Genomic DNA, 13,639 nt, shown 5'->3' on the forward strand with positions numbered 1-13,639 from the left:
TTTTAAGCGATGTGCGGCATGTTGGCTGGCATGAAATGTTGCAACTGTTGAAATGGCGTTGAGTTATGATTGTTGATCGACTATTATCGACCTTTTGCACATCATCGTTCCTGACGAAACCCCACTCAAATGAAAAGCTACCTGGCTCTGGCCGTCGCTGGTGTTGTCTCCCTCACGGCATGCGACAACAAGATCGAGGCAAACGACAAGAATATCAGCCTCGCTGTTGCGAACTATCTCGACAAAAAGGGTGAGCTTTGCCTGGACGTGACCGAGTGGCCGCTGTCCGTTTCGCCATACAACCTGGAAAGCAAAGACGTCGCCCCCGACACGCTGGTCGCACAAATGGAGGCATTGAAAAAGCTCGGACTGACTGCCGAGGCGCCTGGCGGAAACGATCCGAACGACACCAACCCGTACAAGCCGGAGGTCGTCGCCATACGTTACGTGCTGACCGACGCCGGGAAAAAGCTCTACCGCGAAAAGGAAGTGACCAAATACGATTACAGTCACAAAACCTCGAAGAAGGTCATTGAAGGCGACCTTTGCTACGGTCAAAAGAAGCTCGCCAAAGTGGTCAACTGGACCACCCCGGCAAGGGCGGGCAAGTGGCTGTTCGTGAACGTGACGTATGTGTACAAGATTGACAAGGTGGCCGACTGGGCCAAGCGGCCGGAACTTTCGGCGGCCTTCCCGTCGATCGCGGAAAACCTCGCGGAAGCGGGCAAAGTGGAGAAGAAAGTCCTGCTCAAATTGAACGAGCAGGGCTGGGATGAGTATGACATCGGTTTCGACTGAACCAGGCGCGCCGCGCCAGGCGATGCGATGAGAATGACGTCGGCGGCCCTGCCGCTGCGCCTGTTGACGGCGGCCGCGCCCTTGTTGCTGGCCGCCTGCGGCACCTTGGGCGCGGCCGCGCAGGCCGAATCCGGCGCCGGCGGCGTGTTCGCCGATGTGTGGGGCCGCTGGGCCGACTCCGGTGGCGACATTGCCGCCGCCGTCACCTGGGAACGCAAGGTGCAGCCCGGCGTGACCGTGGCCGAGATCGAAGATGCGTTCGCCAGCGTGGCGGCGGAAGAAAACCTGAAGATGGTCGGCAGCCTGCCGCTGTCGGCGGAATTGCAGGCGCGCTCGGGCCAGCCGCAAAAGTTCCTCAAGGTGTACTCCTATTGCGACCCCGAGACCGCGCGCCTGATGGTCGAGTTCAGCCCGCACATGGCGGCGTTTCTGCCCTGCCGCATCAGCGTGCTGGAAAAAGAAGACGGCCTGTGGATCTACACCATGAACATGGATATGCTCACCACCATGGGGCGCAAGCTGCCGCCCGCGCTCAAGCCGCGTGTCAAGCGCGTGCGCGACGCCGTCTGGAAGATGCTCGAGCGCGGCGCACGCGGCGAGTTCTGAGACCTCGTCGAGCAGGACTTAGAACGCCTAACAAAACCACGTGCTTGTCCTGGGAGCAACCACATCGTACACTGAGCGATTGCGACCGGCGGCTTTCGGCCAGAACCGGACGGTCGCGAATCGAATATTTGGCTAGAAGCGGTCGGCCCACGAGTTTGTCTCCGGCGCCGTGCTTACGATGAGCAGCCACTATAAAACTCATTGTTACCTCATCAGTCGGGCGGATCAGTAGCGCAGCGGAGTTTAATGAAAAATTTTCTAGCACGACACGACGTGTTGAATGCACGCAGAGGTTTACCTTGCTCTCTTTGCTGACTGAGAGACAAGTTCTTTATCGATAAGGAGATTTCGTGGCAGCAGCTCGACGGTTTTATTCCTGGGTGTGGCGTACTAACGGCCTAGTGTTTCTAGCGCTGGCGGTTGGGGGCGCGGCGATGCTCGTGTGGGCAGGCGCTTCCCTCTTCCAGCCGGCTACGCGCGCGCATCAGGACGAGACCGCTCTTCAGGTCGAGCCGGGCAAGGTTGATACCTCGGGGGCCCAGCTGAGCGGGTTTCAGACTATTCCGGGCACGGGCCTGCTGCAAGCGGCCCTTGAATTGCCTAAAGGAGGGGGAATGTTGTACTCGAAGGGGGTGGCGCCAATTCGAAATTACTATTTCTTCGATCCATCGTCCCATGCTGGACACTGGCTTATTCCGGGTTACCGTGGCCTGATTGCAGAGACCCATGAATTTCCCGCCAGGCATGTGCGCGGGGAGGACAACAGCGCGGCGGAAGTGGTTGTGTACCAGCTGGTCGACGCGGATTCCAACGGCGACGGCGCGCTGAACGAGGCCGACCTGATGACATTGGCCCTGGCGGACGCGAACGGAGGCAATTTCGTGCGCCTGCTGACCAAGGTGCAAAGCTTCAAGGGCATCCACCTTGTCGGCAAGCGCACCCTGTCGGTTATCTTCACGTCGGAGGGGCAGATGCGAGCCGCCCAAGTAGACCTCGACACCGGTAAGATCGTGCGCCAGTCGGTGCTCAAGCTATAGAGTTTGCTAGCCCATAAAGGAATCGAAATGCATATCGAATTCCTGCAGCGCCATTTGGGCGTTTGCATCTTCTTGCCGAACTTGGGCCCGCGCTGTAGTTCCAAGCCCCCACTGCCAGCACATGAAGGACTACCAGGTAGGCCAGGTGCGCCAAGCGACGCGAGGGGGCCAGAATGGGTGGGAATCGGATAGCTGGCAAGTCGTAAATTTCATGACATGCAAGCTGCTATCGTCGCTCGACAGGCAGGTTACGGCCAGGAGCCGTCATTCGGCCGGACGTGTTATGGAAGAGCTGATGAACAAGACAGATAGGTTTTAACGCGATGACTATTGGAATGAGACAAGGCAGTGTCGTAACCGAGATAGGTCCTGGAGGATTGTTGCACTCACTCATGTCGACAGTCGCAGCCCATCTCGAGAATGGGAATTGGGGGGCACGGTTTCCACTGCTGATGGGTAAGCTTTACCAAGGAAGCCTTCCTGCTGCGGATGTAGACGCCGCGATACTGGAGGCTCAGGCTATCAAAAGTGGCTTGATGAATCTAGGGCCTGACATGGTTGTTTGGGACATTGATGATCTGAGCCTAGTACCACCTCGGGGTAAGTCCGTCGGCACACATGTGAAGTCGATGGCGGAATATTTCGTGACTAGCACCGGGCGGAACTTGATGGATGAGATTCTTGACAACCTAGAGTCGTTGAAAGAATTCGGTGGGACTCTGGACATCCTTTCTTATGATGGCGTGCCGCCGTTTTAAACAAAGCGATCCAACGCAATCGCACGATAGAGTGAACCCATCTTCGATTTGGCGTGCAGGCCGGCACATGCAGGATGTCAGCTCCGAGGCGCCAGCGGCAGTACCGGTAGGCGCTGACGTGCCGTCGAGTACAATCGGCTGGAGCCGGCCAAAATCGGTCATTCGCCTCGGCTTGCTACTGCTTGGCACTTTGGTAGGCAATGAAGTCTCTTGCGGTATCGCGCACTTCCCGACTTGCATTTTCCGACGCCGCTACGGTTTCGAAAAGTTCGATCAACAATTCATTTCCCACATCGGTGATGCCACCGTTCAACATGCGATTTATCATCGTCAGATTGAAGTCTCCTGGAGCTCTGCGAACCGATTCAAGCAAAGCCGGCTCGTAGCCTTGAAAGTGTTCGAGGCAGTGGACAATGCCCCAGAAAACGCCGAATCCGTCGTGGTCTGGAAACCGCTCAAAGACCGACAACAGTTCTTCAAAGTCGGCTTGGGTAGGCTCCGATAGGTCTTGAACGAGCTCGTCTAGCCGCTGGAGCTGGGCCTCGTCCTCCGGAGAGTCAAACCAGCTTAAATCTAGCCGAGCCATAGAATCTTTTGAACGGTGAAAAGTATCATTTTATATGATTGAATGCATCACAATGCGAATGGTTTACGGGCATGGCCTATGTCCGGTTTGGGGCGATAGCGGACGTACACGGTCGTGTTCGGCAGCTAAGGTGGCGGCGATGTTCCCAGACGGACTCATGCCATGGCCCAAGCACTTCTTTCCCAAGACCTTTGGTCGTTTGTAGCCGCTTATCCCCCGGCCCTTCGCAGATCGCCGAAAGGCGGACGGCCACGTATCAATGATCGCGCGACCCTAACCGGGATCCTGTTGGTGCTCAAGACTGGGATACCTGCCGCGCGAACTCGGCTGCGGCAGTGGCATGACTTGTTGGCGTCGGCTTCACCAATGGATGCAAGCCGGCGTTTGGCAGCGCATCCACGAGGCGGTCCTGCGACGGCTGCGCGAGCACGACCAGATCATGTGGGATCGAGCTAGCGTTGACGCTGCCAGTGTGCCGGTCCCTGCCGGTGGCGAGCATAGGGGCCGAAACCCGACCGATCGTGGCAAGCTCGGTTGCAAACACCATCTGCTGGATCAACGTGGGTTGCCGCTCGTGGCCAAGATCTCGGGCACCCAGATGCGCGACTCGCGTTTCCTTATTCCACTCGTAGAAGTCATCCCAGCAGTCAAGGGGCTTTGCGGCCGTGCGCGCAAACGTCCAGATAGGCTGCACGCCGATCGAGCGTACGTTTCACGAGCACATCGGGCCTGGCTGCGCCGACGAGGCATCGCAGCACGCATCGCGCGATATGGCGTGGAGTCGCGTGAAAGGCTCGGCCGATGGCGTTGGGTCGTTGAACGTACCCTAGGGTGGCTACACCGTTTTCGCAGACTGCGCATCCGACACGAGCGACGAGCAGACATCCATCAGGCGCTCCTTTCGCTTGCCTGCCCACTCATCTGTTGGAAGTACGTCGAGAGATTTTGTCAGGCGCTCTTAATCTTCGCTGTTCATGGCCGACGATTCCGGGGCGGCCCCGGTATCGGCGCGGGCATACAGGAATTTTGCTGCGATGCTGGCCAGCACGGCCAGCGTTCCAATCGTTTCCAACAAAGCGTCGAGCATGATGTTCTCCGTAATGAGAGGCCCGGCAATGTGCGGCTCATGCATGCCATCGTAGTCGGCCGGCTCCAATCGCGCAATCTGGCAATTCCGGTGCTACACTTCGGCAATTCCGAAAGCACGAGACAAACCATGCGCTTCGACCTGACCGATATCCGCGTGTTCCTGAGCGTCGTCGAATGCGGCAGCCTGACCCAGGGTGCGCGCGCCATGCACCTGGCTTTGGCGTCGGTGAGCGAACGGATTGCCGGGATGGAGGCGGCGCTCGGTGCGCCTTTGCTCGAACGCAATCGACGCGGGGTGCGTGCCACCGCCGCAGGCGAAGCCTTGGTCCGGCATGGACGCTCGATCGTCGATCAGGTCGAACAAATGCGCGGCGAACTGCGCACGTACGCAACGGGCCTGAAAGGCCGCATCCGGCTGCTGTCGAACACGGCGGCGATGGCGGCATTCCTGCCGCCCCGGCTGTGCCAGTTCCTGGCCGCGCATCCCGACCTGTCGATCGACCTGGAAGAGCGTCCCAGCCTGGAAAGCGTGCAGGCGCTGGTGGACCGGCGCGCGGACCTGGGCATCCTTTCGGACGTGACCGATTTCGGCCCCCTGCAGACGCACCTGATCGCCAGCGACCAGCTGGTCGTCATTGCCAGCCGTTCGCATCGGATCGCCGGGCAAACGCAGGTGGCCTTTGCCGATATCCTGGGCGAGCCCATCGTGGGCATGGCCGATACGGCGCTCACCATCCATCTGGCCGAACGCGCGGCGCGCCTGGGCCGCCAGCTCGACTACCGGATTGCGTTGCGCAACCCCGAGCATATCGCGATGCAGGTCGAGGCGGGCGTCGGCGTGTCGATCCTGTCCGAGGTGCTGGCCCGGACACTGCGCCGCGACCTCGCCATTGTGCCGCTCGCGGAAGCCTGGGCCACCCGCCAGCTGTACCTCTGCGCACGCGATTTTGCCGCACTGACCCCGCACGCACAGTTGCTGGCGCGGCAGATGCTGGACTAGTGTTGTTTTCCGCAGTGCAACATCGAAATCGCTTGTGCAATCCCTGCGCATTTGGTTACATGCGTATATCGGCATTTCTTTAAACCTGAAACAAAGCATGGATCCAGACCTCGACAGTGAACAGATGAGCGAAGTGTTCGAAGAAGTATCGAACTATTTTGCGTTGCTGTCCGAACCGACCCGGCTCAAGATCCTGCATGCGCTGTGCAATGGCGAGCGCACCGTGGGCGCGATTGTCGGCGATATCGCCGCCACCCAGGCGAATGTGTCGCGCCAGCTCAACATGCTGTACCGCGCCCGCATCCTGGGGCGCCGCAAGGAGGGCGCGCAGGTGTATTACCGCATCGAAGACCAGAACACGATCGCCCTGTGCCGCACGGTGTGCAGCCAGATGGCGGAAAAGGTCAAGAACAGCCGCCGCATGGGGCAGGGCGCGATCCAGGGATTCATGGGAGCGGACGGCTGAGCAAGGTGAATACGATTCATGTCAACAGCACAATATGCCTGATTGGTTATATGCGCATATGGCCATATAAGTAAGTGGTAATGGTAGCCGCGTGCGGCGACCTTCAACAAGCAAGCGAGAGGTAGTGGCAATGACGACTCCGATACGCAAACCCGGCCGCGTGCAAGCAGCCCCCGAGCATTTTCTCGACAGCGCGCTGGTCGAGGACATCAACCGCGCCGGCATCGACAGCGCGCGCCGCGGCTTCCTGCGGCGCAGCTTCCTGGCCGCTGGCGCCGCCATGGGCGCGGGAACGGCGCTGGCGCAGGACGGCGGCGCGGGCGACCCCAACATCCTGATCCTGCCCGCGCATTCGCGCACCCTGGGCAAACCGGTCGTCACCAATCCGTACGGCCAGCCCTCGCAGTACGAGGCCAATCTGCAGCGGCGCGAGTCGCCCGGGCTGACCCGGGTCGGCGCGGCCTCGGTCTCGTTCACGCCCTTGCAGGGGCTGTTCGGCATCATCACCCCGTCCGGACTGCACTTCGAGCGCCACCATCAGGGCTGGCACGATATCGATCCCACCAAACACCGTTTCATGATCAATGGCCTGGTGAATAATCCCAAGGTCTACACCATGGACGACCTGATGCGCATGCCGTCGGTGTCGCGCATGCACTTCATCGAGTGCGGCGCGAATACGGCGATGGAATGGGGCAATGTGGCGGTGCCCTCGGTCCAGTATTCGCACGGCATGCTCAGTTGCAGCGAGTTCACCGGCGTGCCGCTCTCGGTGCTGCTGGAAGACTGCGGCCTCGACAAGCGGCGCGCCAAAGTGGTGTTGGCCGAAGGCGCCGACGGCTCGTCGATGACGCGCACCATCTCGCTCGAACGCGCGCTGGACGACGTCATCGTGGCCTGGGCCATGAATGGCGAGATGTTGCGCCCGGAACACGGCTACCCCTTGCGCCTGGTGGTGCCCGGCGTGCAGGGCGTGTCCTGGGTCAAATGGCTGCGCCGCATCGAAGTGGGTGACCAGCCCTACGCCACCAAGGACGAGTCCCTGCACTACATCGATGCGCTGCCGGACGGCACCTTCCGCCAGTACACCTCGATCCAGGAATGCAAGTCGGTGATCACCACGCCCTCGGCCGGCCAGCGCCTGCTCGATACCGGGTATTACAACATCACCGGGCTGGCCTGGTCCGGGCGCGGCAAGATCAAGCGGGTCGACGTCTCGGTCGATGGCGGGCGCAACTGGCGCACGGCGCGCCTGGAAACGCCGCTGCTGTCGAAATGCCTGAGCCGTTTCAATATCGATTGGGACTGGAACGGCGCGCCGGCCGTGCTGCAATCGCGCGCCATCGACGAGACCGGCTACGTGCAGCCGAAAATCAATGAACTGCGCGCGGTGCGTGGCACCCGCTCCATTTATCACAACAATGCAATCCAGTCGTGGCAGCTTGCGCAATCGGGGGAGGTGTCCAATGTCCAGGTTGACTGAAGCGGCGCTCGCGCTGGCCATGGCGGCGCTGTTCTCCAGCGCCGGCGCCGCCCCGGCCAGCAAGCCGGGGCGCAGCGCCACCCCACAGGAAGTGGCCGCCTGGGATATCGACGTGCGGCCGGATTTTGCCGGCTTGCCCAAGGGCTCGGGCAGCGTGCTGGCCGGGCAGGCGGTCTGGGAAGGCAAGTGCGCGTCCTGCCACGGCACCTTTGGCGAGTCGAACGAGGTGTTCACGCCGCTGATCGGCGGCACCACGGCCGAGGATGCCGCAAAAGGCCGGGTGGCCTCGCTCACCAATGGCCGCCAGCCGCAAAAGACCACCCTGATGAAAGTGGCGACCGTGTCCACCTTGTGGGACTACATCAACCGCGCCATGCCCTGGACCGCGCCCAAATCGCTCACCACCGACGAGGTGTATGCGGTCACCGCCTACATGCTCAACATGGGCGAGGTGGTGGCGGACGACTTCGTGCTGTCAGACCAGACCATGGCGCAGGCCCAGCAGCGCATGCCGAACCGTCATGGCATGGTCACCAGCCACGGCTTGTGGGATGTCAAAGGCAAGCCCGACGTCAAGAGCGTGGCATGCATGAAGAACTGCCCGGTCGAGGGCAGCGTGCGCTCGTCCTTGCCGGAAGCGGCGCGCAATGCGCACGGCAACCTGGCTCAGCAGACACGCGGCTTCGGCGCCACCCGTGGCGTCGATACAACACAGCCCGCGCCGACGGCCCGCCTGCCAGGCACGGCGACGGCGCCGCCGGCAGCGGCGGCGGGCGCACCCGGCCAGGCGGCGCTGGCGCTGCTCCAGCAAAACGCGTGCCTGGCCTGCCACGCCGTCGCCACCAAGGTCGTCGGGCCGAGTTTCAAGGCGGTGCAAGAGAAATACCAGGGCGACAGCAACGCCGCGACCACCCTGGCCGGCAAGATCAAGCAGGGTAGCGCCGGCGCCTGGGGCGTGGTGCCGATGCCGGCGCAGGGTCATCTCAACGATGCCGATATTGCCACGATGGTTGCTTGGATTCTGGCGACACCCAAATGAACGGATGTGGCCGGCGACTACCCGGATCGGGTAGTCTTGTTTCAAAGCGTAATCCTGTTCCACGCCACCGGCGCGATATCGTCGCCCCCGCGCAGGCGGGGGCCCAAGTTTGACGCGCTGCCGCTGCGCTACCAGCTTGGTTCCCCGCCTGCGCGGTGACGACGGTGGGGTGGCGTGCGACGCACTACCTTTTATTAACTGGAGAAGATGATGAATCAGAGTCGACGCAACCTCATGCGCATTACCTCGGTGCTGGGCGCGGCCTTCGCCGCCGGGCTGCTCAAACCGTCCGATGTGTTCGCGGCCGAATGGAGCCAGAAAGTGTTCGACGCAAAAAGCCTGGAGGCGGTGCTCAAGGAGCTCGGCGGCGATAAATTCGTCGTCAGCCCCGACATCGCGATCACCGGCCCGGATATCGCCGAAAACGGCGCCGTGGTGCCGGTCTCGGTCGCCAGCAAGGCGCCCAACACCGATTTCATGGCGATCCTGGTCGAGAAGAACCCGAACACCCTGTCGGCCAGCTTCAACATCCCGCCCGGCACCGAACCAGCCGTCACCACGCGCGTGAAGATGGGCGGCACCTCGAACGTGCACGCGCTGGTGCGCGCCGACGGCAAATGGCTGGTCGCGTCCAAGGAAATCAAAGTCACGCTCGGCGGCTGCGGCGGCTGATCCGCCGCCCACGCTTCTCCCCACATCGACAAAGGAAACCATCATGGCTGATCCAATGCGCATCCGCGCCAGCGCCACCGGCGAGCTGGTTGAAGTAAAAATCCTCATGCGGCACGACATGGAAACCGGGCAACGCAAGGATGCGGCCGGCAAAGTGGTCCCCGCCCATTTCATCAAGACCCTGGTGGCCAAGGTCGGCGACAAGGTCGTGTTCGACGCCAGCTTCGGCCCTTCGGTTTCGAAAGATCCCTTCCTGTCGTTCAAGTTCAAGGGCGCGGCCAAGGGCGACAAGGTCAGCGTGACCTGGGTCGACACGGCCGGCGACACCCGCACCGATGAAGGCACGATCACCTGAGGGGACCCCTGAGTTCCTCACGCACAAAACAACAAGGAGACGACCATGATCCACCGGCGTAAAGTTGTGCTCGCTTCAGGACTGCTGGCCGCGTTCGGCGCGGCGTTCGCGCAGACGTCCAGCACCGACGAGATTGCGAAATACCGCCAGATGCTGGCCGACGGCAATCCCGCCGAGCTGTGGGAAATGCGCGGCGAAGAACTGTGGAAGACCAAGACCGGCCCGAACAAGGTGTCGCTGGAGAAATGCGACTTCGGCAAAGGCGCGGGCGTGCTCAAAGGCGCGTACACCGAACTGCCGCGCTACTTCAAGGACGTTAACAAGGTGATGGACCTGGAACAGCGCCTGGTCCACTGCCGCGTCACCCTGCAGGGCTTGACCCCGGCCGAGGCGGTCAAGACGCCGTTTGGCGCGGCTGGCAAGAAATCCGACATCGAAGCGCTGGTGTCCTACATCACCGCCGAGTCGCGCGGCATGAAGATGGCGGTCTCGACCGCGCACCCGATGGAGCAGCGCGCCTTCGACACCGGCAAGCAGTTGTTCTTCTACCGGGGCGGCTCGCACGACTTCGCCTGCGCCACCTGCCACTCGGTGGACGGGCAGCGCATCCGCTTGCAGGAATTGCCGAACATCCTCAATCCCATCAATGCCCAGGCCGCGTACACGACCTGGCCGGCGTATCGGGTTTCGCAGGGGGAAGTGCGCACCATGCAGCACCGCCTGACCGACTGCTTCCGCCAGCAGCGCTTCCCGGAGCCGCTGTACGCCTCCGACGCGCTGACGGCGCTGACGATGTTCCTGGCAAAAAACGCGAACGGCGGCGTGTACGCCGGCCCGGCCTTGAAACGATAGGGGAAAGCACATGACATCAATCGCACGCATCTTCCTGGCGACCTGCGGCGCCGCCACCATCGCCGGCTGCGCCACGGTGGCGGCCGATACCGATTACCGCCAGGCCGCGCTCGCCCTGATCCGGCAAGACTTCAAGTCGGCCGGGCCGGCCACGGTGGAACGGGTCGCGGCCCAGGACGAGTCCCAGCAACTGTGCAGCCAGTACCCGAGCGCCCGTCCGCCCGAGGTGGCGGCCCACATCGAGGCGGCGCAGCTGGCCGCGGTGAAGCAGCCGGCCGACGGCAAGTATCTCGGCGCCTGGAAGGAAGGCGAAAAGATCGCCCAGAACGGGCGCGGCATGCAGTCGTCGGACGCGATCGGCGCGGTCAACGGCGGCAATTGCTACGCCTGCCACCAGATCAGCAAGAAAGAGATCTCGTTCGGCAATATCGGACCATCCCTGTACCAGTACGGCAAGCTGCGCGGCAACAGCGACGCGATCCTGAAGTACACCTGGAACAAGCTGTACAACGCGCAAGCCTACAGCGCCTGTTCCAACATGCCGCGCTTCGGCCACAACGGCGTGCTGACCGAAGCCCAGCTCAAGGATGTGATGGCGCTACTGCTCGACCCCGCATCGCCCGTCAACGAGTAAGCAAGGAGGCACCATGGGAATGAACCGGCGCGAATTTGCGCAACTTATGGGCATCGCCGCCGCCGGCGGCATGCTGCTGGGCTCGAAAGCGGCGCTGGGTGCGCCATCGCCGGGTGCGCTGTACGACCTGGCGCGCTTCGGCAATGTGCATTTCCTGCACTTCACCGATTGCCACGCGCAACTGAACCCGGTGCATTTTCGCGAGCCGAGCGTCAATCTCGGCATTGGCCAGGCCGCCGGCAAGATGCCGCACCTGGTGGGCGAAGCGCTGCTCAAGCAGGTCAACATCAAACCGAACACGCCGCAGGCGCATGCGTTTACCGCGCTCCATTTCGAGCAGGCCGCGCGCACCTATGGCAAGGTGGGCGGGTTTGCGCACCTGGCCACCCTGGTCAAGCAAATGCGCGCGGGCCGCCCCGGCGCACTGCTGCTCGACGGCGGCGACACCTGGCAAGGTTCGGGCACGGCCCTGTGGACAAAGGGCCAGGACATGGTCGACGCGGGCCTGCTGCTGGGCGTGGACGTGATGACCGCGCACTGGGAAATGACCCTGGGCGACAAGCGCGTGCAAGAAATCGTCGGCAAGGATTTCAAGGGCAAGGTCGATTTCGTGGCGCAGAATGTTAGCACCACCGATTTTGGCGATCCGGTATTCGCCCCCTACGTGATCAAGGAAATGAACGGCGTGCCGGTGGCCATTATCGGCCAGGCGTTTCCGTACACGCCGATCGCCAATCCACGCTACCTGACGCCCGACTGGAGCTTCGGCATCCAGGAAGAAAACATGCAGAAGATGGTGGACGAGGCTCGCGCCAAGGGCGCCAACGTCGTGGTGGTGCTGTCGCACAACGGCATGGACGTGGACCTGAAAATGGCCTCGCGCGTGCGCGGCATCGACGCCATCCTGGGCGGCCACACGCACGACGGCGTGCCGCAACCGGTGATCGTGGCCAATGGCGGCGGCAAGACGCTGGTGACCAATGCCGGCAGCAACGGCAAGTTCCTCGGCGTGCTCGACTTCGACGTGCGCGGCGGCCAGGTACGCAACTTCCAGTACCGCCTGCTGCCGGTGTTTTCCAACTTCCTGCCGGCCGACAAGGACATGGCCGCGCTGATCAAGAAGACGCGCGCCCCCTACGAGGCCAGGCTCAACGAAAAGCTGGCGATCACCCAGGGCACCTTGTACCGGCGCGGCAATTTCAACGGCACCTTCGACCAGTTGATCATCGACGCGCTGATGGAGGTCAAGGGCGCCGACATCGCCTTCTCGCCGGGATTTCGCTGGGGCACATCCTTGCTTCCCGACAGCCCGATCCTGATGGAACACCTGATGGACCAGACCGCCACAACCTACTCGTACAGCACCCTGAGCGAGATGACCGGCAGCACCATCAAGACCATCCTGGAAGACGTGGCCGACAATCTGTTCAATCCCGACCCGTATTACCAGCAGGGCGGCGACATGGTGCGGGTGGGCGGCATGAGCTACGCCATCGACCCGAACGCGGCGATGGGCGCGCGCATCAGCGACATGCGCCTGCACGGCAAGCCGCTCGACGCCGGCAAGGCCTACAAGGTGGCCGGCTGGGCCCCGGTGGCCGAGGGCGCCACGGGCGAGCCGGTGTGGGACGTGGTGGCGCAGTGGTTGCGCCAGCAAAAAACCGTCACCCCGCGCAAGCTCAACACGCCGCGCCTGATCGGCATGCGGGGCAATCCGGGCATCATCGCATGAGCGGGCGGGGCGCCGTGATCCGCATTGTCGCGCTGGCCGGCTGGCTGCGTCGTCAGGCGGCCTTGCTGGCGGTGCTGGCCCTGCTCGGAACCGATACCCTGGCCGCCGGCGCACCAGCGCTGGGGTCGCCACGCGACCTGTCGGCCGACGCGGCGCTGGCGGCGCAGCGCGGCCAGCCATTGTTGGTGCTGTTTTCGCTGCCCGGCTGCGGCTATTGCGACGTGGTGCGCCGCAATTACCTGCTGCCGCTCACGCGCGAGGGCGCGGCGCAAGCGCGCCCGGTAGTGCGCGAGGTCGGCCTGACCGCAACAAAGCCCTTCACCGGACCGAACCAGGAAGCGAGCAGTGGCGCAGCGCTGGCCGCCCGCTACCAGGTGCGCATGGCGCCGACCGTGCTGTTGCTGGGCGCCGACGGCGCGTTGCTGGCCCCGGCGCTGGTCGGGGGCGACGTGGCCGGCATGTACGGCGCTTACCTCGACCAGGCGTTGGCGCAGGCGCAGCGCAAGATCGCCGGCCTATAGTCACCTTCTGA

General features: G+C 62.7%; 16 protein-coding genes and 1 pseudogene. 15 read left to right on the forward strand and 2 right to left on the reverse strand.

All coding sequences use genetic code 11. From position 1 onward, the window contains the following. Positions 1–129 precede the first annotated feature (129 nt). The 4 genes from F2P46_RS01125 to F2P46_RS01145 all read left to right on the forward strand — a co-directional run bounded on the left by F2P46_RS01125 (position 130) and on the right by F2P46_RS01145 (position 3,199). Positions 130–798, forward strand: coding sequence for a hypothetical protein (locus F2P46_RS01125; protein WP_166884451.1), 669 nt, complete (start codon positions 130–132; stop codon positions 796–798). 27 nt (positions 799–825) lie between these two features. Continuing rightward, positions 826–1,404, forward strand: coding sequence for a DUF302 domain-containing protein (locus F2P46_RS01130; protein ID WP_229508920.1), 579 nt, complete (start codon positions 826–828; stop codon positions 1,402–1,404). 350 nt (positions 1,405–1,754) lie between these two features. After that, positions 1,755–2,441: a hypothetical protein gene (locus F2P46_RS01135; protein WP_166884453.1), complete on the forward strand. Its 687-nt coding sequence runs from the start codon at positions 1,755–1,757 to the stop codon at positions 2,439–2,441. Between the two features lie 335 nt (positions 2,442–2,776). After that, positions 2,777–3,199 carry an Imm70 family immunity protein gene (locus F2P46_RS01145; RefSeq protein WP_267875815.1) on the forward strand — a complete coding sequence of 141 codons (423 nt, stop codon included), beginning with the start codon at positions 2,777–2,779 and terminating at the stop codon, positions 3,197–3,199. Positions 3,200–3,374: 175 nt separating this feature from the next. Here the strand turns inward: F2P46_RS01145 and F2P46_RS01150 are convergent, their stop codons facing one another. Further along, positions 3,375–3,785 (reverse strand): hypothetical protein, encoded by a 411-nt coding sequence (locus F2P46_RS01150; RefSeq protein WP_166884456.1) that lies wholly within the window; start codon positions 3,783–3,785, stop codon positions 3,375–3,377. Positions 3,786–3,947: 162 nt separating this feature from the next. On the opposite strand from F2P46_RS01150, the pseudogene F2P46_RS01155 reads away from it, so the two are divergent. Next, a pseudogene (locus F2P46_RS01155) lies at positions 3,948–4,734 on the forward strand (IS5 family transposase); the annotation flags it as partial. A 9-nt stretch (positions 4,735–4,743) separates the two neighbouring features. On the opposite strand, the gene F2P46_RS38170 reads toward F2P46_RS01155, so the two are convergent. After that, a complete protein-coding gene (locus F2P46_RS38170) occupies positions 4,744–4,872 on the reverse strand; it encodes a hypothetical protein (RefSeq protein WP_267875817.1) in 129 nt (42 codons plus the stop codon). Positions 4,873–5,001: 129 nt separating this feature from the next. Between F2P46_RS38170 and F2P46_RS01160 the strand changes: the two genes are divergently transcribed. From F2P46_RS01160 to F2P46_RS01205, 10 genes are all read left to right on the forward strand, one after another. Beyond that, entirely contained in the window at positions 5,002–5,874 is an 873-nt protein-coding gene (locus F2P46_RS01160; RefSeq protein WP_166884702.1) for a LysR family transcriptional regulator, read from the forward strand. Positions 5,875–5,971: 97 nt separating this feature from the next. After that, positions 5,972–6,340, forward strand: coding sequence for a metalloregulator ArsR/SmtB family transcription factor (locus tag F2P46_RS01165; protein ID WP_229508923.1), 369 nt, complete (start codon positions 5,972–5,974; stop codon positions 6,338–6,340). A 130-nt stretch (positions 6,341–6,470) separates the two neighbouring features. Further along, the gene (gene soxC / locus F2P46_RS01170; protein WP_166884458.1) at positions 6,471–7,823 is read left to right on the forward strand and encodes a sulfite dehydrogenase; all 1,353 of its coding nucleotides are present in this window, start codon (positions 6,471–6,473) and stop codon (positions 7,821–7,823) included. Next, entirely contained in the window at positions 7,807–8,862 is a 1,056-nt protein-coding gene (locus F2P46_RS01175; protein WP_166884460.1) for a c-type cytochrome, read from the forward strand. The genes soxC and F2P46_RS01175 overlap by 17 nt, the downstream gene beginning before the upstream one ends. A gap of 210 nt (positions 8,863–9,072) precedes the next feature. Next, positions 9,073–9,534: a thiosulfate oxidation carrier protein SoxY gene (soxY, locus tag F2P46_RS01180; protein ID WP_166884462.1), complete on the forward strand. Its 462-nt coding sequence runs from the start codon at positions 9,073–9,075 to the stop codon at positions 9,532–9,534. Between the two features lie 43 nt (positions 9,535–9,577). Continuing rightward, positions 9,578–9,889 carry a thiosulfate oxidation carrier complex protein SoxZ gene (gene soxZ / locus F2P46_RS01185; protein ID WP_166884464.1) on the forward strand — a complete coding sequence of 104 codons (312 nt, stop codon included), beginning with the start codon at positions 9,578–9,580 and terminating at the stop codon, positions 9,887–9,889. A 45-nt stretch (positions 9,890–9,934) separates the two neighbouring features. Further along, positions 9,935–10,741, forward strand: coding sequence for a sulfur oxidation c-type cytochrome SoxA (gene soxA / locus F2P46_RS01190; protein ID WP_166884466.1), 807 nt, complete (start codon positions 9,935–9,937; stop codon positions 10,739–10,741). Positions 10,742–10,751: 10 nt separating this feature from the next. Next, complete coding sequence (soxX, locus tag F2P46_RS01195; RefSeq protein ID WP_166884468.1) at positions 10,752–11,375, forward strand: sulfur oxidation c-type cytochrome SoxX; 624 nt, start codon at positions 10,752–10,754, stop codon at positions 11,373–11,375. A 19-nt stretch (positions 11,376–11,394) separates the two neighbouring features. Then, a complete protein-coding gene (gene soxB / locus F2P46_RS01200) occupies positions 11,395–13,107 on the forward strand; it encodes a thiosulfohydrolase SoxB (protein ID WP_208296476.1) in 1,713 nt (570 codons plus the stop codon). Further along, a complete protein-coding gene (locus F2P46_RS01205) occupies positions 13,104–13,628 on the forward strand; it encodes a thioredoxin fold domain-containing protein (protein ID WP_229508925.1) in 525 nt (174 codons plus the stop codon). The genes soxB and F2P46_RS01205 overlap by 4 nt, the downstream gene beginning before the upstream one ends. Positions 13,629–13,639 lie beyond the last annotated feature (11 nt).

Origin of the sequence: Massilia sp. CCM 8734 (assembly GCF_011682155.1) — a bacterium.
GTDB lineage: Bacteria > Pseudomonadota > Gammaproteobacteria > Burkholderiales > Burkholderiaceae_D > Telluria_A > Telluria_A rubra.